This is a genomic window from Pseudacidovorax sp. NFM-22 (assembly GCF_021401245.1).
Taxonomy (GTDB): domain Bacteria; phylum Pseudomonadota; class Gammaproteobacteria; order Burkholderiales; family Burkholderiaceae_C; genus Xenophilus.
Genome location: NZ_JACBFY010000007.1, coordinates 126,208 through 149,900, shown reverse-complemented (window position 1 = coordinate 149,900; position 23,693 = coordinate 126,208). Strand labels below are relative to the sequence as shown.

Genomic DNA, 23,693 nt, shown 5'->3' with positions numbered 1-23,693 from the left:
CGGGCGCTCAGAGCCATTTCTCCAGCGGATTGCCGTCGCGCGGGGCACGCGGCCGCAGGCAGGGCAGGAACAGGCCCGAGCCCGGCGCCGCATCGAAGCGGCCGTCGTGCCACACCAGCCGGCCACGCGAGACCGTGGTCGCGGGCCAGGCGCGCAGCTTCATGCCTTCGTAGGGCGTGTAGTCGGCCGCGTGGTGGAGCATGTCGTTGCGGATCGTGCGCTCTTCGCCGGGCGCGAACTGGTCCCAGATGACGAGGTCGGCATCGCCGCCGACCGCGATGGTGCCCTTGCGCGGGTACAGGCCGTACAGCCGCGCGGGGTTGGTGGCCGTCAGCTCCACGAAGCGGTGGATGTCGATGCGCCCAGCCATCACGCCTTCGCTCATCAGCAGCGGCAGGCGCGTCTCCACGCCCGGGATGCCGTTGGGTATGCGGTCGAAGGACGCATCGACGCCCGCGACGCGCTTGCCATCGGGGCCGTTCATGTTGAAGGGCGCGTGGTCGGACGAGACGATGGTGAAGAGCCCGCTGGAAAGGCCGTTCCAGATGAACTGCTGGTTGGCCTTGTCGCGTGGCGGCGGGCTGCAGATGCAGCGGGCGCCGTGCATCGGGTCGCTCTCGTCGATGCCCAGGTCCTCGGCGCTGAGGAACAGGTACTGCGGGCAGGTCTCCGCATGGATCGGCAGGCCACGGCCGCGGGCCCAGTGGATCTGCTCGACCGCCTCGTGGCCCGACACATGCACGATCAGGATGGGCGTGTCGATCAGTTCCGCCAGGGCGATGGCGCGGTGCGTGGCCTCGCGCTCCACGGCCATGGGCCGCGAGGCCGCGTGGTAGCGCGGCGCGGTGAGGCCGGCGTCCAGCAGCTGTTCGGTGAGCCAGGCGATGCAGTCGCTGTTCTCCGCATGGATCATGGTCATCGCGCCATGGCGGCGGGCCGTGGCCAGCACCTCGATGATCTGGCGGTCGCCCAGCTTCAGGTCGTCGTAGGTCATGTAGATCTTGAAGGAGGTGTAGCCCTTCTCGATCAGCTGAGGCAGCTCGCGCTGCGTCACGTCCTTGGTGGCGTCGGCCACGATGAGGTGGAAGGCGTAGTCGATGCAGGCCTTGCCTTCGGCACGGCGGTGGTAGTCGTCCACCGCCGCCTGGATGCTGTGGCCGCGCTGCTGCAGCGCGAAGGGCAGCACGGTGGTGGTGCCGCCGCAGGCGGCGGAGCGGGTGCCGCTTTCGAAATCGTCGGCGAACTTCGAGCCGTCGCTGGTGGGCTGATCGAAGTGGCAGTGCCCGTCCACGCCCCCCGGCGTGACCAGGCGGCCGGCGGCGTCGAGCTCGCGGGCGGCGCTGCCTTCGAGGTCCTGCGCGATGGCGGTGATGCGGCCGCCCTTCACGCCGATGTCGGCACGGTAGCGGTCGCCGACGGTGGCGATGTCCGCGTTGCGGACGATGAGGTCGTAGTGGGCCATGGTGGGGGTGGGCCTCAGCGCTGTTCGAGGGCGGCCTCGCCGGGCACGGGCCCATGCGACCTGGACTCGGTGCCGTGCCCGTAGGCGCGGCCGAAGTGACGCTCGATGCGGCGCTGGAGCAGGTCCCAGGCCGTGGTCATGAGCAGGTAGTAGATGGCCGCGACCAGGAACAGCTCCAGCACCATGAACTTCTCCTGGATCAGCACCTGCGTGCGGCGCAGCAGTTCTTCCATGGAGATGACCGAGGTCACGGAGGTGGTCTTGAGCAGGCCGTTGATGCTGTTGCCCAGCGTCGGGATGATCAGCCGCATGGCCTGCGGCAGCACGACGTAGCGCATGGTCTGCGCGCCGGTGAAGCCCATCGCCCGTGCGGCATTGGTCTGTCCGGCCGGGATCGACTGGATGCCGCCGCGCACGATCTCGGCCAGGTAGGCCGCCTCGTTGAGGATCAGCCCCAGCAGCGCCGATTCGATCACCGACAGCTTCAGGCCCATCTGCGGCAGGCCGGTGTAGATGATGATGAGCTGCACCAGCAGCGGCGTGCCGCGGAACACCCAGATGTAGAAGTGCGCCGGGGCCGACAGCCAGCCATGGCGCGACAGCCGCGCCAGCGCCAGTGCGCAGCCCAAAAGCAGGCCGCCCGCGATGGCGGCCAGCGTCAGCCACAGGGTCGTCACCGCACCCTGGAGGATGTAGGGGTTGAACAAGTAGTCGGCGAATCCCGACCAGCTCCAGCCTTGGCCCATGTGGCGTCCTTCGTGTCGCTTCGATGGCACCCCCCCGGGGGTGCGCCTCACGCCCATCCCGTGGCGGGACGGGCGCCCTGCCCTGTCAGGCTGCCGGGCCCTTGACGACCACGGGGCCGTCGATGGGCTTCACGCCGTACTGGTCGAACAGCTTCTGGAAGCTGCCGTCGGCCTTCATGTCGTTGAGCACCTTGGCGACGGCATTGGCCAGCTCCTTGTTCTTGGTGGCCAGCGCCACGGGCGTGGGGAACAGGCCCGACAGCACGCGGTCGAAGTCGCCGCGCTTCTGGTACTCGGCACCCGTGGAGTCGATGGACAGGGCCACCTCGACCTGGCCGGCGCGCAGCGCCTGGAAGGCCATCGCGAAGTTCTCGAAGGTGCGGATGGTCATGCCCTTGAGGCCCTTGTCGGTGAGCGCCTTGTCCAGCTCTCGCGCCTTGCGCTCTTCGAAGCCGCCGATCTCCACGCCGATGGTCTTGCCCGACAGGTCCTCGGGCTTGGCGATCTTCAGCGGGTTGCCCTTGGCGGTGCTGATGCTGATGGCCTGGTCTTCGTACTGCAGCATCTGCATCAGCTTGGCGCGTTCCTCGGTGTAGAAGATGCCGGTGTTGATCAGGTCCCAGCGGCCGGCCTGCAGGCCCGGGATCATGGCCGAGAACTCGATGCGCACGTACTCGGGCGTCAGGCACAGGCGCTTGGCGATGGCCTCGCCCAGCTCCACGCGCATGCCCTTGAGCGCGCCGGTCTGGTCCACGAACTGCATCGGCGGCAGCGTCGGGTTGACCGACATGGTCAGCGTGCCCTTCTTCACCAGTGCCGAATCGGGCACCGGCGACTTGCAGGTCTGGGCGGAGGCGAGGCCGGTGGCGAGCAGGGCCGCGGCGGCGACGGTGGCGAAGCGCAGTTTCATGGGAAGTCCTCGGGGGCAGGTCGAAGTGAAGGGAATGGGATGAGGCGCGGCGGTGCTCAGGCGGCGATGGAGTCGAGCAGGCCGAGGCGGTCGAGCTCGGCGCGCAGGTCGGCCTGGTCCTCGGGCGGCAGCGGCAGTCGCGGCGCACGGGGCTGGCCCACGGGCAGGCCCATCATGGCCAGGCCGTCCTTGGAGGCGGCGACATAGCGGTGGCCGCCGACCCAGCGCACGATGGGCAGGATCTTCTTGTAGAGCGCCAGGGCCGATTCCATGTCGCGCTCGTCGGCCACCAGCTCGAAGAGGCGGGCCGAGTCCTTCGGAATGAGGTTGGAGCACACGGCCACCCAGCCCTGCGCGCCCAGCCAGAAGGACTCGTAGCCCAGGATGCCGGCGAACACCGTCATGCGGTCGCCGCACAGCTCGATGATGTCCCGCACCCGGGTCACTTCGAGCGTGGACTCCTTGATGTACTGGCAGGCGTCGATACGCGACAGGCGCGCCACCAGCGCGGGCTTGAGGTCCACATTGGCCGTGGCCGGGTTGTTGTAGACCATGATGGGGATGTCGATGGCCTCGCCCACCTTGCGGTAGTGCTCGAACAGCTCGTCGTCGGTGGGCGTGCTGTAGAAGGGCGGAATGATCATGACGCCGTCCGCGCCCATGGTCTGGGCCTCGCGCGACAGGCGCACGCATTCGTCGGTCCACTCGGCGCCGGTGCCGATCAGCACGGGCACGCGTTTTGCTGCCGTCGAGATGCAGGTCTCGATCACCAGATTGCGTTCCTCGGCGTCCAGCGACAGGAATTCGCCGGTGCTGCCCAGGGGGATCAGGCCGTGGATCCCCTGCTCGATCTGCCAGTTCACCAGCTTCTTCAGAGCCGGCACGTCCACATGTTTGCCGTCGGCGGTGAGTGGGGTGATGAGCACCGTATAGGTGCCACGGAACGCTGTCATGCCCGGTCCTTGCTCGAAAAAGGGTCGCGATACGGTTGGTATACGTGCAGTATACGTATACGATATGTGAAATCAACACGATTTCGCAGCCGTTCCTTTTCGCGCCGATGACCGACCTTCGCCTTCGCCATCCCTCTGTCGCCACGGCCGGCCGCACCATCCGCATCCATTACGACGGGCAGCCCGTCGCGGCCCTCGAAGGCGAGACGGTGGCTGCGGCGCTGACCGCTGCCGGCCATGTGGCGTTGCGCCACACCCGCAGCGGCGAGCGTCGCGGCCTCTATTGCGGCATGGGCGCCTGCCAGGACTGCCTGGTCACCATCGACGGCCGGGCCAGCCAGCGGGCCTGCCTGGCGAAGGCCGAGGACGGGCAGGACATCCGCTCGCAGATGCCGGCCGGCACGCCGGACGATCCGTTGCAGCCCTTGACGACCCCCGCCGGTGCGGCGCCCGACGAGCGCTCGGTCGACGTGCTGGTGATCGGCGCCGGCCCGGCCGGCCTGGCGGCGGCGCGCACCGCCGCCCGCACCGGGTTGTCGGTGCTGGTGCTGGACGAGCGGCCGCAGGCGGGCGGCCAGTACTTCAAGCCGCTGGCGCCTTCGCACCGCAGCGAACGGCCGCTCGATGCGCAGTTCGCCATGGGTGAGGGCTTGCGGCGCGAGGCCGAGGCGGCCGGCGTCCGCTTCGAACAGGGCGCGCAGGTGTGGGCGGCCTTCTCGCCGCAGGAGGTCGGCGCGCTGATCGACGGGCGTGCGACGGTGGTGCGCTGCCGCCAGCTGGTGATCGCGCCCGGGGCCTACGAGCGGCCCGTTCCCTTTCCCGGCTGGACGCTGCCCGGCGTGATGACGACCGGTGCGGCCCAGACCCTGGCGCGCGCCTATCGCGTCGCGCCGGGTGAGCGGGTGCTGATCGCCGGCAACGGCCCGCTCAACCTGCAGCTGGCGGTGGAACTGCTGCAAGGCGGCGCCCACGTGCTGGCCGTGGTGGAGTCCGCCCCGGCGCCTTCCGCCGCGCAGATCCAGCCCGCCCTGGCGGCGATGCGTGCGGCGCCCGACCTCGTGTGGCAGGGCGCCCGCTACCTGCGGCTGCTGCGCCGCGCCGGCGTGCCCGTTCTGTGGGGCCGGCATGTGGTGGCCGCCGAGGGCGAGGAGCGGGTGCGCCGCGTGGTGGTCGCCGAGCACGCCATGCCGTCGCAGACCACCGCCTTCGACGTGGACACCCTGTGCCTCGGCTACGGCTTCATCCCCTCCACCGAACTGGCCCGCATGCTGGGCTGCGCGCACCACGCGGCCGGCCGGCACCTGGGCCACCTGGCCACCACAACGGCCGAGGACGGCGCCACGTCCGTGCCCGGCGTGTACGTGGTGGGCGACGGCGCCGACCTGGGCGGCGCCCGCGTGGCGCTGGCCCGCGGCACGCTGGCTGGTGCCGCCGTGGCGCGCGCCCTGGGCCGCACCGTGGCCGCCGACGCGCGCACGGTCACCGACCTGCACCGCGCCGAGGCCTTCCAGCGCGCCCTGTGGACGCTCTACCAGGCCCCTCCCCTGTCGCTGGCCGCGGTGCCCGACGACACGGTGCTGTGCCGCTGCGAGGAGATCCGCTTCGGCGACGTGCGTGCGCAGATCCGCGCCGGCCGCGACTCGCTGGCCGCCATCAAGCGCAACACCCGGCTCGGCATGGGCCGCTGCCAGGGTCGTTATTGCGCCGTCACCGCCGCCAGACTGGTGACCGAGATGACCGGCCGCGCCGTGTCGCCCGAGCAGTACCTGGCACCGCGCCCCCCGGCCAAGCCAGTGCCGGCCGGTGCATTGGGTTTCGAGAAGCCCGAATGGGGCGGCCACAAGCCGGCCATCACGCCCAACCTGGCGCGGCCCCTCGAGAGCGCGCCGCTGCCCGACATGCAGGCCGAGGTGGTCGTCATCGGCGCGGGCGTGCTCGGCGCCTCGCTGGCCTACTACCTGTCGCAGGCGGGCCAGGACGTGCTGGTGCTCGACCGCGACGAGCTCAACCTGCAGGCCTCGGGCGCCAACGCCGGCAGCCTGCATGTGCAGCTGCTCAGCTTCGACTTCGGCGCCAAGGCCCAGGCCGGGGGCGGGCCCGCCGCCGCCACGCTGCCGCTGGGGCCGCTGTCGGTGCGGCTGTGGCAGCAGTTCGAGCAGGACTGCGGCGAAGACCTGGAGATCAAGATCACCGGCGGCCTGATGGTGGCCGACAGCGAAGCCGGCATGCGCTTCATCGAGGCCAAGGCCGCGCTCGAACGCCAGCACGGCATCGAGGCGCATGTGATCGACGGCACCGAGCTGCGGCGCCTGTCTCCGGCCCTGTCCGAGAGCCTGCTGGGCGCGGAGCTGTGCCCCATGGAAGGCAAGATCAACCCGCTGCGCGCCACCTATGCGCTGGCCGCCCGGGCCCAGGCGCAGGGGGCGCGCTTCGTGCGCGGCTGCAACGTGCAGTCCATCGAACGGCTGCCGGGCGCCGGCGCCGGCTTCGTGCTCGCCACCTCGCGCGGCACCGTGCGGGCGCGCCGGCTGGTCAACGCCAGCGGGGCCTGGTCCAGCGCGGTGGGCGAGATGCTGGGCGTGCGCATCCCGGTGCAGGGCGCGCCGCTGCAGATGATCGTGACCGAGCCCGCGCCGCCGCTGGTGGACCACCTGATCGCCCACGCCGACCGGCACCTCAGCCTCAAGCAGGCGGCCAGTGGCGGCCTGCTCATCGGGGGCGGCTGGACGGCCGCCTTCGATCCGGCCATGCGCCTCAACCGCGCCGTGCGCGACAGCCTCGAAGGCAGCCTGTGGGTCGCGCGACATGTGCTGCCGGCCGTTGCCGGGTTGCACATGGTGCGCTGCTGGGCGGGCATGAACGTCAACATCGACGGCGCGCCGATCCTGGGCGAAGTGCCCGGCGTGCCGGGCTTCTACAACGCCGTGACCTCCAACGGCTACACGCTGGCACCCATCGCCGGCAAGCTGGTGACCGAGCTGCTGGTGCATGGCGATGCCGGCATGGACCTCACGCCCTTTCGCATCGACCGCTTCCTGTGACTTTCTCTCGAATGACCGAACCGACCCTCACGCCCGAGGCCGCCCGCACGCTGATGCGCGGCTTCATCGACGACCACTTCGACGAGCAGGTCGACATGCTTTCGGCGCTGGTGCGCTGCCCTTCCGACAACCCGCCCGGCGACTGCGCGCCGCATGCCGAGCTCGCCGCCCGCCTGTACGAGGCGCAGGGCCTGACCGTCGAGCGCCACCCGGTGCCCGCCGAAGAGGCCGCACGCCACGGCATGCGCAGCGTGGTCAACCTGATCGTGCGCGAGCGTTTCGGGGACGGCCCGGTGGTGGCGCTCAACGCGCATGGCGACGTGGTGCCGCCCGGTGGCGGCTGGAGCACCGATCCCTACGGCGGCGAGGTGCGCGACGGCTGGCTCTACGGCCGCGGTGCGGCCGTGTCCAAGTCCGACTTCACCACCTACGGCCAGGCCCTGCGCGCACTGCGCACCGCCCATGCGGCCGGCCTGCCACTGGCCGGCAGCGTGGAGCTGCACCTGACCTACGACGAGGAGACCGGCGGCATGACCGGCCCCGGCTGGCTGCTGTCGCAGGGCCTCAGCCGGCCCGACTACGTGCTGTCGGCCGCCTTCAGCCACCACGTGGTGGTCGCCCACAACGGCTGCCTGCACCTCGAAGTGACGCTGCACGGCCTGTCGGCCCATGCGGCGCGGCCCGACACCGGCCACGACGCCATCGAGGCCGCCGCCCATCTGCTGCCCGCGCTCTACCGCTACCGCGACGGCCTGGCACGGCGGCCCTCGGCCACGCCGGGCATCACGCATCCCACCCTGGTCGTGGGGCTGATCGAGGGCGGCATCAACACCAACGTGGTGGCCGACCGGCTGACGCTGCGCATCGACCGCCGCATCGTGCCCGAGGAGGTGCCCGAACAGGTCGAGGCCGAGTTGCGCGAAGTGATCGAAGGCGCCTGCGCCGCGCTGCCCGGCATCCGCGCCGAGGTGCGGCAGATCCTGCTGGCGCGGCCCTTTGCCCCAGCGCGCGGCAGCGAAGCCTTCGTGGAACTGGTCTGCCGCGAGGCCAGCGCCGTGATGGGTCAGCCGGTCACGCCCATCGGCGTGCCGCTCTACACCGACGCGCGGCTCTATGCCGAGGCCGGCATCCCGACCGTGATGTTCGGTGCCGGCCCCAAGAGCCTGATCGAGGCCAACGGCCACCGGGCCGACGAGCGCGTGCCGCTGCACGAGTTGCGGCTGGCCACCGTGGCGGTGGCCAACGTGCTGCTGGCCTTGCTGACACCTCGGTGAGCGCTTCGCGCATGCGCCGGTGCCCGTGCGCCCGCGGGTGTGCGAGGCGTGATGCGGACCCTCAGCGCGCCGAGGCGCCGCCGTCCACCGGAATGATGGCGCCCGTCATGTAGCTGGAGGCCGGCGAGGCCAGCAACAGGGCCAGGCCCTGGATCTCGCGCGGGTCGGCCACGCGGCCCAGCGGGATGTAGGTGCGCATGCGCTCGACCGATTCGGGCAGGCGCAGCCGGCCACCATTGATGCCGGTCGAAAAGGGGCCGGGCGCGATGGCGTTGACCAGCACGTTGAAGGGCGCCAGCTCCATCGCCGCCTGCCGCACCAGGTTGTTCACCGCCGCCTTGGAGGCCACATAGGCATAGCCCGACAGCGCCTCCGAGCGCAGCCCGGCGATGGACGAGGTGACCACGATGCGGCCCTGCCCGCGCGGCTTCATGTGACGGGCGGCGGCACGCACGGTCACCAGCACGCTGTCGAGGTTGATGCGCAGCACACGGTCCCAGTTGGCCATGTCCAGGTTCTCCAGGCGGCCGGTGTCGACCATGAAGCCGCGGCCCGCGCTGATGCCCGCGTTGGCGAACACGCAGTCCAGGGCGCCATGCCGCGCGGCGACGTCGTCGATCAGCGCATCGACCGCGCCGGGCGCGGTGACGTCGAGCACGGCCGACTCGGCCAGCGGATGCGCGGCCTGCAGGCGCCGGTGCTCGGTGGCGAGCGCGTCGGCGTCCACGTCCGTCATCACCGTGCGTGCGCCGGCCTGCAGCATGGCCTCGGCGATGGCCAGGCCCAGGCCGCTGGCGGCACCGGTCACCACGACCGTGCGGCCGCTCAGGTCGAAGAGCGCGGGCAGGCTCATTGGGCGGCCTCCTTCTTCTTCTGCACGGGCAGCAGGTGTTCCCAGTGCTCGGCGGCCTCGATCATGTAGTGCACGGTCAGCACCACGCGCTGGAAGAGCCAGCGCCCGTCGAGGCGGATGTATTCGTCGTCGAAGCGGCCGACCACGTACAGGCTCTTGCCCTGGCTGACGGGGCGGCCGTCCATGTAGCTGCGGCCGGTGCCGCGGTCGCCCTGCAGCTCGATCTCGTGCTGGTGGATGAACTGCCGCGCGTGCTGCACCGGAAAGTCCTGGAAGAAGCGGCGGATCGCGTCGCGGCCCCGCACCTCCGGTCGGCCGTTGTAGACCACCGTGGCCTCGGGCGCGAAGAGTTCGTACAGGCGCGGGCCCTCGTCCTCGTTGACCAGTTCGTGGTAGCGGTTGCGCAGGGCGCGGATGGCGTCCAGGTCGTCCTGCCGGTCGAGCCGGGACTGCAGTTGGGCGACCTGGGCAGCCAGGCGCGCCAGTTCGGTGTCGGGGGTGGTCGTCATCAAGGGTTCCTTCAGGGTTGAGCGGTCGGCCCGCCCTCCGCCGTGAGCGGATGCTGGGCACGGAAGTCGTCGAGGATGCGGTGCATGCGGCGCTCGACGGACGCGCCGGTGTGGGCATGCGGAATCACATAGAAACGCTGCTGATGGATGGCCTCGAGCGTGAGCGCCGCCACCTCCGCCGCGCCGATGGGCGAGGCGGCCATGCCGACCCGCACCCGCTCCTCGTAGGCCGCGGCCGGGGGCACGGTGCGATCGAGGCCGGCGGGCCGATTGCGGCCCGACTGGTGGATGCCGGTGGGCAGCAGCGAGGGGCACAGCACCGACACGCCGATGGGTGCGCCGGCCTGCTGCAGGTCGTGCGCCAGGCATTCGCTGAACGCCACCACCGCATGCTTGGTGGCCGCATAGACGCCCGAGCCCGCCAGCGTGGCGAGCCCGGCGGCCGAGGCCGTGTTGACCACATGCGCGGGTGTGCCGCGGGCCAGCATGCGCGGCACGAAGCAGCGCACGCCGTGGGCGACGCCCATCACGTTGACATGCCACAGCCACTGCCAGTCGTCCGCCGTCGCCAGCCAGGCCGGGCCGAGCACGGCCACACCGGCGTTGTTGAACAGCCAGTCCACGCCGCCGTATTCGGCGTCGCAGGCCTGCGCGAAGGCCTCGACGTCCTGCTCGCGGCCCACGTCGCCCATCTGGCTGATGACGGGCACGCCGAGCGCGCCGGCCAATGACGCGGTCTCGGCAAGTGCCGTGGCCTCGATGTCGGTCAGCGCCAGGGCCATGCCCTCGCGCGCACAGGCCAGTGCCAGTTCGCGGCCGATGCCGCTGCCGGCACCGGTGACCGCCGCGACGCGAAGGCGGCTCATTCGGGCGTGATCCCGGCGTCGCGCAGCACGCTGTCCCAGCGCGCGGCCTCGGCGGCCACGTAAGCCTGGAACTGGGCGTGAGGCATGTCGATGGTGAAGCTCTCCACCGATTCGAGCGTGCGCCGCACCTCGGGCGTCTTCAAGGTCTCGTCCACCGCGTCGGAGAGGCGCTGCACGATGGCCGCCGGCGTCTTGGCGGGCGCGAACAGTCCGCCCCAGCTCTGGGACTCGATGCCCGGAAAGCCGGCCTCGGCCATCGTCGGCACGTCGGGCAGGCTGGGCATGCGCGGGCTGCGCGTCACGGCCAGGGGCCGCAGCTTGCCACTGCGGATCTGCGGACCCGAGGTCTGCACGAAGTCGAACATCGCGTCCAGGTTGCCGGCCACCAGGTCCACCAGGGCGGTGGAGCTGGACTTGTAGGGCACATGCGTGAAGCGCGCGCCGGTGCGGTTCTGCAGCAGCTCCAGGCAGAGGTGGCCGGAGGTGCCCTTGCCGCCCGAGCCGAAGTTGAGCTTGCCCGGGTTGGCCTTGCCGTAGGCCACCAGCTCGGCCACCGACTGGATCTTGAGCGTGGGGTTGACCACCAGCACCGTCGCATTGCCCGACAGCCCGTGGATGGCGACGAAGTCCTTCACCGGGTCGTAGCGGATGGTCTTGTAGATGGCGCTGTTGGTGCCCTGCGTGCCTTGCGTGCCGATGAGCAGGGTGTAGCCGTCGGGCGCGGCGCGGGCCACCACCTCGGCGCCCAGCGAGCCGCTCACGCCCGCGCGGTTGTCGATGACGATGGGCTGGCCCAGCCGGCTGGCGAGCACGCGTGCGATGACGCGGGCCTGCTGGTCCACCACGCTGCCGGCGCTGAAGGGCACGACGAGCGTGATGGGTCCCTGCGGATAGGCCTGGGCACGGGCCAGAGGCGCCACGCCGAGGGCTCCGAGGGCGAGCGAGAAATGGCGGCGGTTGAGGGTCATGCCTTGTCTCCTTGTGCGGTGTTGGCGGCCCCTGCGGCTTGCGTGCCGAGCACGCCCGACCATTGCGAGAAGCCGGCCAGCGGGTCCGTGTCTTCGATGTCCACCTCGAAGTTCTCGAGCACACGGCACACCAGCATGTAGTAGCCGATGGTCATGACGATCTCCATCAGCTGCTGGTGCGGCAGCTGGGCCGACAGCGCATCGAAGCAGTCGGCGGGGGCCTTCACCTGCCGGACCACCGCGTCGGTGAAGCGCAGCACCTGCTGCGCCAGCGGCTCGAAGGCCTCGGCGGGCGCCTCGCCGTTTGTGCCCGAGAGCACGGCCTCGATCTGCGCGGCCGGCACACCGGCCTGCGCGGCCACGCGCCGGTGCTGGAACACCTCGTACGCCGAGCCGCACAGCGCGCCCACGCGCAGGATCACCAGCTCGCGCAGCGGGGCCGGCAGCGAGGAGCGGCGCAGGATCGCGCTGCCCAGGCCCAGGAAGCCCTCGCCCGTCGGGCCGCCGTGCGCCACCATGCGGTAGATGTTGAGAGGCGGCCGGTCACTCAGCAGGCGCTGGAAGCCTTCGGGCGCCTGGGCCAGGTCGAAATAGGGAATGCGTGCCATGGATCAGTCCAGTCGGATGCCGGCGGCGTGGAGCACCTCGCGCCAGCGTTGGGTTTCTTCGATGACGAAGGCGGCAGCGGCTTCGGCGCTGCCACCCACGGGCTCGACGGTGAGCTCGCGCATGCGGTCGATCACGGCGGCAGTGGCCAGGGCCTGGTTCATCTCGGCGTTGAGCCGCTGCACGATGGGCGCTGGCGTGCCGGCAGGCGCCCACAGGCCGCCCCAGGCCGCCATCACGCAGTCGGGCAGGCCCAGTTCCTCGAAGGTGGGCACGTCGGGCAGCAGCGGCAGGCGCTTCGGCGCCGTCACCGCCAGCGGGCGCAGCTTGCCGGCGCGGATATGCGTGATGGTGCCGGCCACGTTGTCGAAGAGGATGGGCACCTGCCCGCCGATCACGTCGGTCACGGCGGGCGCGCTCCCCTTGTAGGGCACATGGGTGAACTGCACCCGGGCCGAGCGCTGCAGCAGCACCAGCGAGAGGTGGCCACTGGTGGCATTGCCCGGCGTGGCGACGGCCAGGCTGCCTGGCGATGCCCGCACCTGCGACAGCAGGGACGGCACCTCCGCCGGGCGGAAGGCCGGATGAGTGCACATCACGTTGTAGACCTTGCCCTCCAGCGCGATGGGCACGAAGTCCTTGATCGGGTCGTAGTCCAGCCTGGGGTACAGGCTGACGTTCATCGCCTGGGTGGCGTTGGTGCCGTAGAACAGCGTGTAGCCATCGGCGGGGCTGCGGGCCGCCGCGGCGGCGGCAATGTTGCCGGAGGCGCCGGGGCGGTTGTCGATCACGATCGGCTTGCCCAACTGGTGTGAGATCTGGTCGGCCAGCCGGCGTGCCGACTGGTCCGCCGAGCCGCCGGCCGGAAAGCCGACGATGAGCCGGATCGGCCGCTCGGGATAGGCCGAGGCCTCGCCCGCGGCCATGGCCGTGCGGGCGCCAATGCAGGCCATGGCCGTGCCCAGGACGAACTCCCGGCGTCGGAGCGACGAAGGCTGCATGGCCGCTCCTACTTGCGCGAGATGCCACCGATCAGCCCGCCGTCGACCACCAGCGCGTGCGCGTTCACGTACGACGATTCATTCGACATGAGGAAGAGCGCGGCATGCGCCACCTCCCAGCCCGTGCCCTGCCGGCCGAAGGGCAGCGGCATGGCCAGCCGGTCGGTGCGGCGGCGCGTGGCGGCGCGGCCGATGGGCGTGTCCATGAGGCCCGGCAGCAGGCTGTTGCAGCGGATGCCCTTGGCCTGGCCCGCCATTGCGATGGACCGTGCCAGCGACACCTGCGCGGCCTTGGTGGTCTCGTAGGCAGGATTGAAGCTGGAGTTGCGCAGCGCCGCGATGGAGGAGAGCAGGATGATCGAGCCGCCCGGCGCCATGTGCCGCAGCGCCTGCTGGCCGAAGAGCATGCAGGCGCGCACGTTGACCGCATGCTCCGCGTCCCAGGCCTGGGACGACTGCGCATCGAGCGAAAGGCCGCTGGCCACGCCCACCACCATCACCAGCCCGTCCAGGCCCTGCATGCGGGCGGCGGCGCGCGCCACCACGCCGGGGATGGCCTCGGCATCCGCCACGTCGGCCACGTCCTCGTGCACGGTGCCGCCGGCCTCGCGCACCAGGGCGCAGGTCTGCGCAAGCGCAGCCGGGTTGATGTCCACGCAGCTGAGCGTGGCGCCTTCATGGGCGAACAGCTGCGAGATGGCGCGGCCGTTGCCCACGGGCGGCTGCGGATCGTCGATGTCGCGCTGGCCGGCGCCCACCACCAGGATGCGGCGCCCCGCCAGTCGGCCGGACGAGGGGCGCAGCCGGCCCAGCGCCTCGTCGTAGAGCTGGGCATCGGGCTGGATGGCGGGGGCGGATGAGGGCATGGGGAAGGTCTCCTTCGGTTGTCTGCAACGCTTCGGAAAGGCTGCATCGTGCCGAGTTGGAAACGTTTCCGGCCTAGCGCTAACCCTCGACTGCTGTCACCTAAGATGCAGCCATGGTGTGGACTGGAAACGTATCCGGATGAAGGCAGACAAGGGACGCGTGGACCTGCGCGATGTGGCGCGGCTGGCCGGCGTGTCGCTGGGCAGCGCCTCGCGCGCGATGAACGGCGTGGGCGCTTCGGCGGCGACGCGCGAGAAGGTGGAGCGGGCCGCGGCCACCCTGGGCTGGCGGCCCAACCATGCGGCCCAGGCCCTGCGCTCGCGGCTCAGCCGCACGGTGGGTTGCCTGCTGCCGGACATCGGCAACCCGCTCTATGCGCAGGTCTTCCGGGCATTGGAAGACGAGTTCCTCGCGCTCGGCTACCTGCCGCTGCTGGCCAACGGGGCCAACGACCTGGAGCGCGAACTGCGCACGCTGTCCATGTTCATGCAGCGCGGCATGGATGGCGTGATCCTCGCCTCCGGCAACGAGCGCAGCCCCGAGCTCGTCGAGGCGCTGCGGACGCTGCCCATGCCGGCCGTGGTCTTCGACCGCGAGCTGCCCGGTGCGCACGACAGCGTCGTCATCGACCATACGGCGGGCGTGCGTGCGGCGGTGGAGCGGCTCATGGCGCTGGGCCACCGCGACGTCGCGCTGGTGCTGTGGCAGGGCGAGACGCGGCCGGTGCGCCGCCGCATCCAGGGCTACAGGGCGGCCTATGCCGCCGCGGGCCTGCCGGTGCCCGACCTGATCGTGCAGGCGCAGAGCGTGACCGCCTCCGCCTTCGACGAGATCGTCGAGCTGCTGGCGCGCCCCGCCCGGCCGACGGCGCTGATCGTGCAGGGCACGCACATGCTCAACAGCGCATTGCGCGCGGTGGCCTCGCGCGGGCTGCGCATGCCGCAGGACGTGTCCATCGTCGCCATCGGCGACACGGCCTTCGCCCGTGACCATGCGCCCGCGGTGTCGGTGCTGACCATCGACATGGCGGATGCAGCGCGGCGCCTGGCCCGGCTGCTGGTGGACCGCATCGCCGAGCCGGGCCTGCCGGCGCGGCGCGAGCGCGTCGAACTGCGCTATGAAGAGCGGGCCTCCGTCGTCCCGCTTGGCATCGAGGCCAGGCCCGCCAGCCGGCGCCGCTGAATCGCCCAGCCAGCGGCGCGCGGCCTTAGCGCGCTGCGCTCGCGTACTCGGCCCGCAGTGGGGCACGAGCGCTTCACATGAGGGGCTCAGCGTGCCGCGCCCTCGTACTCCGCCCGCAGCTCTCGCACGAGCGCTTCCACGCTCTGCACTTCGCGCACGGCCGACACCGTGTGGCCGCCGCTCCAGATGTCGGTCCAGCGCTGGCTGGCCGCGCCCTCCGATCCACCGCCCCAGCGGCAGCGCGCCTCTTCCACCGATGTGCTTTCGTCCAGCGTGTTGACGTCGATGCCCAGCCGCTCGGCCGACTGGCGCAGGAAGCTGGCCGGCAACCCGGTGAAGGCGCGCGTCAGCAGCACGTCGTCGATGCCGGCGTCGCACAGCATCTGGCGGTAGCCCTCGCTCGCCAGACTTTCCTGCGTGGCGATGAAGCGCGTGCCCATGATCCCGAGGTTGCAGCCTAGCGTCATCGCCGCGCGCAGGGCCACGCCGTCGGCCATGCCACCTGCCAGCACGATGGGGCCGTCGAACACGCGGCGCACGGCGCGCACGAAGGCGAAGGGATTGGCCCAGCCCGTGTGGCCGCCCGCGCCGGCGGTCAGCAGCACCAGGCCGTCCACGCCGGACGCGATGGCGCGCTCCGCATGGTGCAGCGAGGCCACGTCCGCAAAGACCCGGCAGCCGCCGTCGTGCAGCACCGGCACCACCGACGAGGGCGAGCCCACGCTGGTGATGACGAGCCGCGCGCGATGGCGGGCGATCAGGTCCACCTCCGCCCGCACCTTGGCCGGGTCGCGCCGCATGATCAGGTTGGGGCAGTACGGCGCCACCGTCTCGCCGCCGGTGCGGGCCTCGTCGTCCAGGCGCGACATCCACGCGTCCAGCTCGTCGAGCGAGCGGCAGTTGGCGGTGGGAAAGGCGCCGATCACGCCGTTGCGGCAGGCGGCAGAGACCAGCTCGATGCCCGACACGCGCAGCATGGGCGCGGCGATCACGGGCAGGGCCAGGCGGCCGAGGAAGTCCAGGGAATCGTTCATGGCAGCAGGGTGGGAAGGGCGCGCATCGCGTCCCGGCACTGGGCCAGGAACTCGTCGACGATGGCGCCCAGGGGTTGGATGCGGTGGGCGAAGGCGATGGCGGGCCCCAGGGACAGCATGCCCTGCTGCCAGTCGCCGCCTTGGTAGCAGGCGTCGCGCGCCAGGCGGCCGGCGATCAGGCCACCGAAGGCCGCGTGGTCGGTGACGCCAGTGCGTTCGATGGCCTCGATCTGGCGCGCCGTCTCGTTGCGCAGCACGCGCCAGGTGTTGCCCAGCGATTGCAGCAGGCGCACGGTGCTGTGCTCGTCGCAGTCGACCAGGTGCGCCTTGTAAGCCGGATGGGCCGAGATCTCCTCGCAGACCAGGAAGCGGCTGCCCATGAGCACGCCGTCCGCGCCCAGGGCCAGCGCTGCCGCCAGTTGCCGGCCGTGGCCGATGCCACCGCCCAGCACCAGTGGCACGGTGATGCGTTCGCGTGCCAGCGCGCCCATCAGCATGGTGGGCAGCTCGTTCATGCCGGGATGGCCGCCCTCCTCCATGCCGATGAGCGCAATCGCATCGGCGCCGGCCGCCTGCGCCGCCAGGCCATGGCGCAGGCTGGAGGCCTTGTGGACCACGATGCCGCCCGCCGCATGGATGGTTTCGATCAGGGCCTGCGGGCCGTAGCCGGCCGTCTCGAAGTGGCGCACGCCGTGGGCGAGCGCCATGTCCAGCCAGCGCGGCACCTCGGCATTGGCCTCTGGCCGGGCCGAGAGCGTGAGGTTGACGCCGAAGGCCTGGCCCTGCGACAGATCTGTGCAGCGCTGCAATTGCGTGCGCCATTCGGCCTCGCCCGCAAAAGAGCGGGGCGTCATGAAGCCCATGCAGCCCGCGCGTGCCAGCGCACTCACGTACGCGGCATCGGACAGCCACATGAGCCCGCCGCCCAGCACCGGGTGACGGATGCCGAACAGCTGCGTCAGCCGGGTCTGCAGCAGGGCGGGCGTCATGGCGCGGCGCTGGCGCTGTCCAGCGCGGGCGCGCCGGACAGCGCGTGCGGATCGACGCCGCGCAGGCCCACCGGGAAGGGCACCGCCGCCAGCGGCTCGCGGCCGAGGAAGCGGCCGCGCTCGGCGAACTGGGCGGTGGCGACGAGCTCCGTGGGCGCCACCACGGGTGCGACCGGCAGATCGGCCCGCGCCAGCCGCTCGAAGGCGGCGTCGGCATCCAGCGTCGCGACCTGTGCCGCCAGCTGCGCATTGATGCCCTCGGCCTCGGCCTTGCGTGCGGCGAAGCCACGGTAGCGCGCGTCGGCGAAGGGGCCCATGTCCAGCACCTCGCACAGGCGCGCCCAGAAGTGGTCTTCCAGCGCGGCGACCGACAGGTGCCGGCCATCGCGGCAGCGGAAGATGCCGTAGGCCGGCTTGACCAGGGCCACGCCGCGCTGGGCCTCCAGCGTGGTCGTGCCGCCATCGCGGAAGCTGCCCAGCCGCGGCGTCATCCAGTGCAGGGCGCAGTCGGCGAGGGCGACGTCCAGGTGCTGGCCGAGGCCGCTGTGCTGGCGCTGCAGCAGGGCGGCCAGCGTGGCCGACAGCGCATACATCGCGCCGCACAGGTCGGCGGCCGGCAGACCGAAGCCGGGTGCGGGCGATCCACCCGGCTCGCCGGAGAGCGCCATCACGCCCGCGGCCGCCAGGTAGTTGATGTCGTGCCCGGGCAGTTGGGCCCAGGGGCCCGCCTGCCCATAGCCGCTCAGCGACACATAGACCAGGCGCGGATGCGCGGCCTGAAGGCTGGCATGGTCCAGCCCCAGCCGGGCCATCACGCCCGGCCGGTAGGACTCGACGAGCACATCGGCCCCGGCCAGCAGGGCATGGGCGCGGGCGCGGCCGGCCTCGTCCTTCAGGTCGAGCAGCACGCTTTGCTTGCCGCGGTTGACGGCCTCGAAGCCGCCGGGACCGAGGCGCCGGGCGTTGTCGCCATGCGGCGGACGCTCGACCTTGATGACCTCGGCGCCCATCTCCGCCAGCATCTGCGTGAAGAAGGGGCCGGGCAGCAACTCGCTGAAGTCCAGCACCGTGATGCCGGCGAGCGGCGGGGCGGGCTCGCCTTTCATGCGCCGTCCAGCATCACGATGACGGCATCCAGCGGCAGGGCGCCTTCGCCCTCGCTGCCCACCCAGACGGGGTTCAGGTCCATCTCCTCCAGGTGTCCGGCATGGGCCATGACGAAGTCCGAGACGGCCAGCAGCAGCCGCTCCAGCGCGGCGACGTCGGCCGGCGGCTTGCCGCGCGCGCCCTGCAGCAGCGGGTAGCAGCGCATCTCGCGCACCATGGCGCTGGCATCGGCGGGCCGCAGCGGCAGCAGGCGGCGCGTCACGTCGCGCAGCAGCTCCACATAGATGCCGCCCAGGCCGAAGGTCATGACATGGCCGAAGACCGGGTCGCGTGTGACGCCCACCATCAGCTCGAAGCCGCCGCGCGGGGCCATCTTCTCGATCAGCAGGCCATCGATGGCGGCCGTGGGCTTGTGCTGGCGCACCGAGGCCATGATCGCGTCCCAGGCCTGCTCGACCTCGGCTCCGCTGGCCAGGCCCACCTTCACGCCGCCGATGTCGGACTTGTGCACCACGTCCGGGCTGGCGATCTTGGCGACCACCGGATAGCCCATCTCGTCGGCGATGCGCCGCGCTTCTTCGCGCGTCGCCGCCACGGCCGCAGGCAGCAGCGCGATGCCCGACTGCGCCAGCAGCTGCTTGGCCTCCAGCTCCGACAGGTTGCGCACCGTGCCCGTGGCCGGCACCGACGATGTGGCTGGCAGCGGCCTGCGGGGCTCGCCCAGCCCCCCGGCGCGCTGCCAGCGGCCCCATTCAGTCCAGCGCTGCACGGCCTTGAGGGCCTTGCCCACCGAGCGCGGCGGCGCGAAGCCGCCTTCGACCAGCAGCCGGTAGCCCTCGCCCAGGCGGTCGCTCATCCAGATCGGGATGATGGGCGTGCTGCTCTGCTGCTGCGCGGCGCGGATGGTGTGGGCCAGGCTCACGGTCGTGGCGCCGTATTCGAGCGCGATGGGCGCGAGCACGCAGCCCAGGTTGGGGTCGGTGGTGACGGCGCCCAGCGTCTGCTCGATCAGGTCGGCATCGGCCAGGATGGCGGCGGTGGTGTCCACCGGGTTGTCGATGGCGGCGTAGTCGGGCAGCCGGCTGCGCAGCAGCTCGCGGGTGTGCGGTGCGAACTCGGCGAGCTTGAGGCCCGAGGTGCCCACGGCATCGGCCGTGAGCGCGGCCGTGCCGCCCGAGGAGCAGTAGATGCCGATGGCCTCCTGCGCGGGCGGCATGGCGCGCGCGAACAGCCAGGCGGTGTCGACCAGCTCGTCGATGTCGTCCACCTCGATCACGCCGTACTGGCGGAACACGGCGCTGTTGACCTCGGCCGAGCCGGTGAGCGAGGCGGTGTGCGACTGGGCAGCGCGCTGGCCGTATTCGGACTTGCCCACCTTCAGCGCGATCACCGGCTTGCCGTTGTCGGCCGCGCACTGCAGCGCGGCCAGCAGGCGGGGGCCGTCCTTGATGCCTTCCAGCAGCGTGATGATGACCTTGATGTCCGGCGCGGTGGCCATGTAGTGGATGAAGTCGGCCACCTGCAGGTCGACCTCGTTGCCGGTGGAGGCCCACAGGCCGATGCCCACGCCGCGCTCCATGGCCTGCATGACGTTGCGGCCCAGGCCGCCGCCCTGCGTGGCCAGGCCGATGGGCCCGGGCACCAGGTCGTGCGGGAAGGAGGGCGAGAAGGTCATGCCCAGCCGCGCATTGATGTTGCACAGGCCCGGGCAGTTGGGCCCGTAGATGCGCATGCCGGCGGCGTCGGCGATCTCCTTCAGGCGCTGCTGGGCGCGCTCGCCTTCGGCGCCGGCCTCGCCGAAGCCGGAAGTCAGGATGACCAGGAAGGGCACGCCGCGGGCCGCGCATTCCTCGGCGACGGCCAGCACGCCGGCCGCGGGCACCGCGATGATGGCCACGTCGGGCGTCTGCGGCAGCGCGGCGATGCTGGGCCAGCAGCGCCGGCCGCGCAGCTCGGTCTTGGTGGGATTGACCAGGTACAGCTCGCCGCGGATGGTCGAGTGGTCGATCAGATTGGTCAGCGTGCGGCCGCCGATGCTGTGAGGCCGGTCGGAGGCACCGACCAGGGCGATGCAGGCAGGGTCGATCAGGCGCGCCAGGTCGGCGCGTTGGGCGGAGGTCGTCATGCGTGCTCCCGCGGCTCAGGCGATGGCCGAGATGCCCAGGATCTCGCGGCCGACGATCAGGGTCTGCACCTCGGTCGTGCCCTCGGGGATGGTGCCGCCGCGCGTGTCGCGGAAGATGCGCTCGATCGGGTAGTCGGTGGCATAGCCCAGGCCGCCGTGCACCTGCAGCGCCATGCTCGCCACTTCATGCGCGGCCTCGGTGGCGTAGAGCTTGGCGATGGAGGCGGCCGTGCGGGCCTCGCCCTCGGAGTCCAGCGCCGCGGCGGCGCGCAGGCCCAGCGCGCGGGCGGCCTCGACGCGGATGGTCATGTCCACGATCAGCTTCTGCACCAGCTGGAAGCTGCCGATGGGCTTGCCGAACTGGGTGCGCGTGCGCGCATGCTCGATGGACAGGTCCAGCGCCGACTGTGCCGCGCCCACCGCGCCCATGGCGATGTTGACGCGGGCGCTGTCCAGGCCGATCAGCATCTTCTTGAGGGCCTTGCCCTCTTCGCCCAACAGGTTCTCGCGCGGGATGCGCACGTTGTCGAAGTTCAGCTCGGCGGTGCCGGTGCTGCGCAGCACCATGGTGTCCACGCGCCGCACCTCGAAGGGCGACACGTCGCGCTCGACAAGGAAGGTCGACAGCTGGCCCTGGCAGTCCGGGCTGAAGGTACGCGCCACCACGATGCCGAAGTCGCCGAAGGCGCCGTTGGTGATCCACAGCTTGCGGCCGTTGAGTACGTAGTGGTCGCCCTGCAGGTCGGCGCGGGTCTGCACCTGCGCGATGTTGGAGCCGGTGCCCGGCTCGCTGATGGCGCTGAAGCAGCGGCGCTGGTTGGTCAGCAGCGGGCGCAGGAAGCGTTCCTTCTGCTCGGGCGTGGCCTCCTGGGCCAGCTTGTTGATCGCGGCGTTGGTGATGTTGAGGATGGTGCGCAGCGACAGCCAGGCATAGCCCGCCTCTTCCATCAGCAGGGCCCAGGTGAGCTGGTCCATGCCCATGCCGCCTTCTTCTTCCGGCAGGCGGCCGCCCAGGTAGCCGAATTCGGCCAGCTTGCCGAGCACCTCGAAGGGGAAGGTGCGGTCCTGGTCGTGGCGCGACACGATGGGCGCGATCTCGGCCTTCATGAAGCGGCGGATGCTGTCGCGCAGCATGGTCTGCTCGGAAGAAAGGGTGAACATGGTCTTGTCTCCTGGGTGGTCGGATGGATGGCCGGCCCGGGGGGGCCGTGCCGGGGTGGCGCTACGCCCGGGCCTTGGTTCGTTTGGAAGGTGCGGGCGCGGGGGATTCGGCAGACGCCGCGGCTTCGGCCACGGCCGCGTGTTTGCGGAAGACGAGGGCCTGCACTTCCTGCAGGGCCTCGATGCACAGGCTGCGCTGTGCGCGCATGCGGTCGGTGAGGCCGGCCACCGACAGGGCGATGGCCTCGCCGCCGATCTGGCCGGCGACGGCGACGGCGGTCAGGCCTTCGCTGCCTTCGTTCTCGATCCAGATCCAGCCCTGTTCCTTGGCCTGCGCCACCTGGGCCTCCAGGGCGGCCAGGTCGGTCAGCGTGCCCGAGGCCAGGCCGCGCAGAGGCTTGAGCCGCAACTGGCGCGCCGCCTCTTCGGGCGTGCCGATGGACAGGATCGCCTTGCCAAGCGCGGAGACGTGCAGCGCCAGCTTGTCGCCCACGTGCTGCATATAGCGCAGCGGATGGCGGCCTTCGCTGAGCGCGATCACCTTGACGATGCCGTTCTCCAGCCGGCCGCACAGGCCGGTCTCGCCGGTGCGGTCGCGCAGCAGCTCGCTGGCCTCGGCGCCCACGGCATAGAGCGGGTCGCTGGCCGAGATCTCCTTGGCCACGGCCAGCAGGCGGGCGGTGGGATAGAAGCGCCGGCTGCGGGCCGTGCGCAGCAGGTAGCCCAGCTCGTGCAGGGTGTGCAGCAGGTCGGAACAGCTGCTTTCGGGCAGGTCCATGAGCCGCGCGAGGTCGGAGTTGGACAGCTCCCGCTTCTCGCGGGCAAAGACCTCCAGCAAGGTCATGGTGCGGGCAGCGGCAGGGACAAGGGTGGGCATCGCCTCTCCGATATTTCGTAGAAAAGCACGATGGTACAGACCGTGCCGTTTGCGGCATCGGGCTGACTTTCCGTGACTGCGCTGCGAATGCATCGATTTCGATTTGCTTTTCTACGACGTGTTGAAGTAGTCTACGGCATACCGAATATCAAGAGCAACCGGAGACATCCATGAAACGCGCTTTCCACACCCTCGCCCTGACCCTGGCGGCGCTCGTCGCCCACGGCCCTGCCACTGCCGCGCCCGACGACGCCTGGCCCACCAAGCCGCTGACCTTCGTCGTGCCCTTTCCGCCCGGCGGCATCACCGACAACACGGCCCGCGTGCTGGCGCAGAAGGTGGGCGACAAGCTGGGCCAGCAGGTGGTGGTGGACAACCGGCCGGGTGCGGGCGGCTCCATCGGCGCCGAGTACGCGGCGCGGCAGCCGGCCGACGGCTACACCTTCCTCTACGGCACGCAGGGCACCCACGGCGCCAACCTGGCGCTCTACAAGAACGTGCGCTACGACCCGATCAAGGACTTCGTCGCCGTGCATGGCATCTCGGAGTCGCCGCTGGTGCTGGTCATCAACCCCACGCGCAGCTTCAAGACCGTGCCCGAGCTGGTCGCCTACGCCAAACAGAACCCCGGCAAGCTGAACTACGGCTCGGCCGGTGCCGGCACCGGCACGCACCTCACGGCCGAACTGTTCCAGACGGCGGCTGGCATCAAGATGACCCATGTGCCCTACAAGGGCAGCAGCCCGGCCCTGACCGACCTGATCGCCGGCAACCTGGACATGGCCTTCGACTACGCGGCGGTGGTGATGCCCTTCGTGCAGGCCGGCAAGCTGAAGGCCCTGGCCGTCACCAGCAAGACCCGACTGGCGAACGTGCCGCAGCTGCCCACGCTGGGCGAGCTGGGCATCTCCGGCGCGGACTCCACCGCCTGGGGCGCCGTCTTCGTGCCCGCCAAGACGCCCGCCCCCATCGTGCAGCGGCTGTCCGATGCCGTGGCCGCCGCCATCGTCGACCCCGAGTTCGTCGCCGTGAGCGAGAAGAACGGCAGCCTGCCCATGCGTGGCATGCGCGGCGAGAAGCTCGACGCCTTCGTCAAGTCGGAAATGAGCCGCTGGCGCGAGGTGGTGCAGAACTCGGGCGCCAAGGTCGACTGACCGGCCTT

21 protein-coding genes are annotated in these 23,693 nt (G+C 71.1%); 4 read left to right on the top strand and 17 right to left on the bottom strand.

What is annotated here, in order from left to right:
• Positions 1 to 7: 7 nt before the first annotated feature.
• From hydA to L0984_RS23585, 4 genes are all read right to left on the bottom strand, one after another.
• Positions 8 to 1,462, bottom strand: coding sequence for a dihydropyrimidinase (gene hydA / locus L0984_RS23600; protein WP_234196786.1), 1,455 nt, complete (start codon positions 1,460 to 1,462; stop codon positions 8 to 10).
• Between the two features lie 14 nt (positions 1,463 to 1,476).
• Positions 1,477 to 2,208: an amino acid ABC transporter permease gene (locus L0984_RS23595; protein ID WP_076506382.1), complete on the bottom strand. Its 732-nt coding sequence runs from the start codon at positions 2,206 to 2,208 to the stop codon at positions 1,477 to 1,479.
• An 85-nt stretch (positions 2,209 to 2,293) separates the two neighbouring features.
• Positions 2,294 to 3,118: an ABC transporter substrate-binding protein gene (locus L0984_RS23590; protein ID WP_234196785.1), complete on the bottom strand. Its 825-nt coding sequence runs from the start codon at positions 3,116 to 3,118 to the stop codon at positions 2,294 to 2,296.
• Positions 3,119 to 3,174: 56 nt separating this feature from the next.
• The gene (locus L0984_RS23585; protein WP_234196784.1) at positions 3,175 to 4,071 is read right to left on the bottom strand and encodes a dihydrodipicolinate synthase family protein; all 897 of its coding nucleotides are present in this window, start codon (positions 4,069 to 4,071) and stop codon (positions 3,175 to 3,177) included.
• Positions 4,072 to 4,178: 107 nt separating this feature from the next.
• On the opposite strand from L0984_RS23585, the gene L0984_RS23580 reads away from it, so the two are divergent.
• Positions 4,179 to 7,112 (top strand): FAD-dependent oxidoreductase, encoded by a 2,934-nt coding sequence (locus L0984_RS23580; protein WP_234196783.1) that lies wholly within the window; start codon positions 4,179 to 4,181, stop codon positions 7,110 to 7,112.
• An 11-nt stretch (positions 7,113 to 7,123) separates the two neighbouring features.
• On the top strand, positions 7,124 to 8,386 hold the full coding sequence (locus L0984_RS23575) for a M20/M25/M40 family metallo-hydrolase (RefSeq protein WP_234196782.1): 1,263 nt from the start codon (positions 7,124 to 7,126) through the stop codon (positions 8,384 to 8,386).
• 61 nt (positions 8,387 to 8,447) lie between these two features.
• Here the strand turns inward: L0984_RS23575 and L0984_RS23570 are convergent, their stop codons facing one another.
• Genes L0984_RS23570 through L0984_RS23540 form a run of 7 tightly spaced genes read right to left on the bottom strand, consistent with a single transcriptional unit; the run spans position 8,448 to position 14,055 of the window.
• Entirely contained in the window at positions 8,448 to 9,239 is a 792-nt protein-coding gene (locus L0984_RS23570; protein ID WP_234196781.1) for an SDR family NAD(P)-dependent oxidoreductase, read from the bottom strand.
• Positions 9,236 to 9,748 carry a nuclear transport factor 2 family protein gene (locus L0984_RS23565; RefSeq protein ID WP_234196780.1) on the bottom strand — a complete coding sequence of 171 codons (513 nt, stop codon included), beginning with the start codon at positions 9,746 to 9,748 and terminating at the stop codon, positions 9,236 to 9,238. The genes L0984_RS23570 and L0984_RS23565 overlap by 4 nt, the downstream gene beginning before the upstream one ends.
• Before the next feature lie 11 nt (positions 9,749 to 9,759).
• The gene (locus tag L0984_RS23560) at positions 9,760 to 10,614 is read right to left on the bottom strand and encodes an SDR family NAD(P)-dependent oxidoreductase (RefSeq protein WP_234196779.1); all 855 of its coding nucleotides are present in this window, start codon (positions 10,612 to 10,614) and stop codon (positions 9,760 to 9,762) included.
• Positions 10,611 to 11,582 carry a Bug family tripartite tricarboxylate transporter substrate binding protein gene (locus L0984_RS23555; protein WP_234196778.1) on the bottom strand — a complete coding sequence of 324 codons (972 nt, stop codon included), beginning with the start codon at positions 11,580 to 11,582 and terminating at the stop codon, positions 10,611 to 10,613. The genes L0984_RS23560 and L0984_RS23555 overlap by 4 nt, the downstream gene beginning before the upstream one ends.
• Complete coding sequence (locus tag L0984_RS23550) at positions 11,579 to 12,190, bottom strand: carboxymuconolactone decarboxylase family protein (RefSeq protein ID WP_234196777.1); 612 nt, start codon at positions 12,188 to 12,190, stop codon at positions 11,579 to 11,581. Before L0984_RS23550 ends, L0984_RS23555 begins: the two co-directional genes overlap by 4 nt.
• 3 nt (positions 12,191 to 12,193) lie before the next feature.
• Positions 12,194 to 13,189: a Bug family tripartite tricarboxylate transporter substrate binding protein gene (locus L0984_RS23545; protein ID WP_234196776.1), complete on the bottom strand. Its 996-nt coding sequence runs from the start codon at positions 13,187 to 13,189 to the stop codon at positions 12,194 to 12,196.
• Between the two features lie 8 nt (positions 13,190 to 13,197).
• Positions 13,198 to 14,055, bottom strand: a complete 858-nt coding sequence (locus L0984_RS23540) for an SDR family NAD(P)-dependent oxidoreductase (RefSeq protein WP_234196775.1) — start codon at positions 14,053 to 14,055, stop codon at positions 13,198 to 13,200.
• Between the two features lie 139 nt (positions 14,056 to 14,194).
• Here L0984_RS23540 and L0984_RS23535 point away from each other — a divergent pair, with 139 nt between their 5' ends.
• A complete protein-coding gene (locus tag L0984_RS23535) occupies positions 14,195 to 15,238 on the top strand; it encodes a substrate-binding domain-containing protein (protein WP_234196774.1) in 1,044 nt (347 codons plus the stop codon).
• Positions 15,239 to 15,324: 86 nt separating this feature from the next.
• On the opposite strand, the gene L0984_RS23530 is transcribed toward L0984_RS23535, so the two are convergent.
• The 6 genes from L0984_RS23530 to L0984_RS23505 all read right to left on the bottom strand — a co-directional run bounded on the left by L0984_RS23530 (position 15,325) and on the right by L0984_RS23505 (position 22,531).
• Positions 15,325 to 16,272 (bottom strand): NAD(P)H-dependent flavin oxidoreductase, encoded by a 948-nt coding sequence (locus tag L0984_RS23530; protein WP_234196773.1) that lies wholly within the window; start codon positions 16,270 to 16,272, stop codon positions 15,325 to 15,327.
• On the bottom strand, positions 16,269 to 17,261 hold the full coding sequence (locus tag L0984_RS23525) for an NAD(P)H-dependent flavin oxidoreductase (RefSeq protein ID WP_234196772.1): 993 nt from the start codon (positions 17,259 to 17,261) through the stop codon (positions 16,269 to 16,271). The genes L0984_RS23530 and L0984_RS23525 overlap by 4 nt, the downstream gene beginning before the upstream one ends.
• Positions 17,258 to 18,367, bottom strand: coding sequence for a CaiB/BaiF CoA transferase family protein (locus L0984_RS23520; RefSeq protein ID WP_234196771.1), 1,110 nt, complete (start codon positions 18,365 to 18,367; stop codon positions 17,258 to 17,260). Before L0984_RS23520 ends, L0984_RS23525 begins: the two co-directional genes overlap by 4 nt.
• Positions 18,364 to 20,493 (bottom strand): acetate--CoA ligase family protein, encoded by a 2,130-nt coding sequence (locus L0984_RS23515; protein ID WP_234196770.1) that lies wholly within the window; start codon positions 20,491 to 20,493, stop codon positions 18,364 to 18,366. The genes L0984_RS23520 and L0984_RS23515 overlap by 4 nt, the downstream gene beginning before the upstream one ends.
• A 15-nt stretch (positions 20,494 to 20,508) precedes the next feature.
• Complete coding sequence (locus tag L0984_RS23510) at positions 20,509 to 21,654, bottom strand: acyl-CoA dehydrogenase family protein (RefSeq protein WP_234196769.1); 1,146 nt, start codon at positions 21,652 to 21,654, stop codon at positions 20,509 to 20,511.
• A gap of 61 nt (positions 21,655 to 21,715) precedes the next feature.
• Positions 21,716 to 22,531 carry an IclR family transcriptional regulator gene (locus tag L0984_RS23505; protein ID WP_234196768.1) on the bottom strand — a complete coding sequence of 272 codons (816 nt, stop codon included), beginning with the start codon at positions 22,529 to 22,531 and terminating at the stop codon, positions 21,716 to 21,718.
• A gap of 170 nt (positions 22,532 to 22,701) precedes the next feature.
• On the opposite strand from L0984_RS23505, the gene L0984_RS23500 reads away from it, so the two are divergent.
• Positions 22,702 to 23,685, top strand: coding sequence for a Bug family tripartite tricarboxylate transporter substrate binding protein (locus L0984_RS23500; RefSeq protein WP_234196767.1), 984 nt, complete (start codon positions 22,702 to 22,704; stop codon positions 23,683 to 23,685).
• The last annotated feature ends 8 nt before the right edge of the window (positions 23,686 to 23,693 follow it).

Bases quoted from the DNA above. Each gene is read 5' to 3' on its own strand.
- L0984_RS23525 (WP_234196772.1), bottom strand. From the start codon at position 17,261: ATGACGCCCGCCCTGCTGCAGACCCGGCTGACGCAGCTGTTCGGCATC.
- L0984_RS23595 (WP_076506382.1), bottom strand. From the start codon at position 2,208: ATGGGCCAAGGCTGGAGCTGGTCGGGATTCGCCGACTACTTGTTCAAC.
- L0984_RS23520 (WP_234196771.1), bottom strand. From the start codon at position 18,367: ATGAAAGGCGAGCCCGCCCCGCCGCTCGCCGGCATCACGGTGCTGGAC.
- L0984_RS23585 (WP_234196784.1), bottom strand. From the start codon at position 4,071: ATGACAGCGTTCCGTGGCACCTATACGGTGCTCATCACCCCACTCACC.
- L0984_RS23590 (WP_234196785.1), bottom strand. From the start codon at position 3,118: ATGAAACTGCGCTTCGCCACCGTCGCCGCCGCGGCCCTGCTCGCCACC.
- L0984_RS23565 (WP_234196780.1), bottom strand. From the start codon at position 9,748: ATGACGACCACCCCCGACACCGAACTGGCGCGCCTGGCTGCCCAGGTC.
- hydA (WP_234196786.1), bottom strand. From the start codon at position 1,462: ATGGCCCACTACGACCTCATCGTCCGCAACGCGGACATCGCCACCGTC.
- L0984_RS23530 (WP_234196773.1), bottom strand. From the start codon at position 16,272: ATGAACGATTCCCTGGACTTCCTCGGCCGCCTGGCCCTGCCCGTGATC.
- L0984_RS23560 (WP_234196779.1), bottom strand. From the start codon at position 10,614: ATGAGCCGCCTTCGCGTCGCGGCGGTCACCGGTGCCGGCAGCGGCATC.
- L0984_RS23500 (WP_234196767.1), top strand. From the start codon at position 22,702: ATGAAACGCGCTTTCCACACCCTCGCCCTGACCCTGGCGGCGCTCGTC.
- L0984_RS23505 (WP_234196768.1), bottom strand. From the start codon at position 22,531: ATGCCCACCCTTGTCCCTGCCGCTGCCCGCACCATGACCTTGCTGGAG.
- L0984_RS23545 (WP_234196776.1), bottom strand. From the start codon at position 13,189: ATGCAGCCTTCGTCGCTCCGACGCCGGGAGTTCGTCCTGGGCACGGCC.
- L0984_RS23540 (WP_234196775.1), bottom strand. From the start codon at position 14,055: ATGCCCTCATCCGCCCCCGCCATCCAGCCCGATGCCCAGCTCTACGAC.
- L0984_RS23535 (WP_234196774.1), top strand. From the start codon at position 14,195: ATGAAGGCAGACAAGGGACGCGTGGACCTGCGCGATGTGGCGCGGCTG.
- L0984_RS23580 (WP_234196783.1), top strand. From the start codon at position 4,179: ATGACCGACCTTCGCCTTCGCCATCCCTCTGTCGCCACGGCCGGCCGC.
- L0984_RS23570 (WP_234196781.1), bottom strand. From the start codon at position 9,239: ATGAGCCTGCCCGCGCTCTTCGACCTGAGCGGCCGCACGGTCGTGGTG.
- L0984_RS23515 (WP_234196770.1), bottom strand. From the start codon at position 20,493: ATGACGACCTCCGCCCAACGCGCCGACCTGGCGCGCCTGATCGACCCT.
- L0984_RS23510 (WP_234196769.1), bottom strand. From the start codon at position 21,654: ATGTTCACCCTTTCTTCCGAGCAGACCATGCTGCGCGACAGCATCCGC.
- L0984_RS23550 (WP_234196777.1), bottom strand. From the start codon at position 12,190: ATGGCACGCATTCCCTATTTCGACCTGGCCCAGGCGCCCGAAGGCTTC.
- L0984_RS23575 (WP_234196782.1), top strand. From the start codon at position 7,124: ATGACCGAACCGACCCTCACGCCCGAGGCCGCCCGCACGCTGATGCGC.
- L0984_RS23555 (WP_234196778.1), bottom strand. From the start codon at position 11,582: ATGACCCTCAACCGCCGCCATTTCTCGCTCGCCCTCGGAGCCCTCGGC.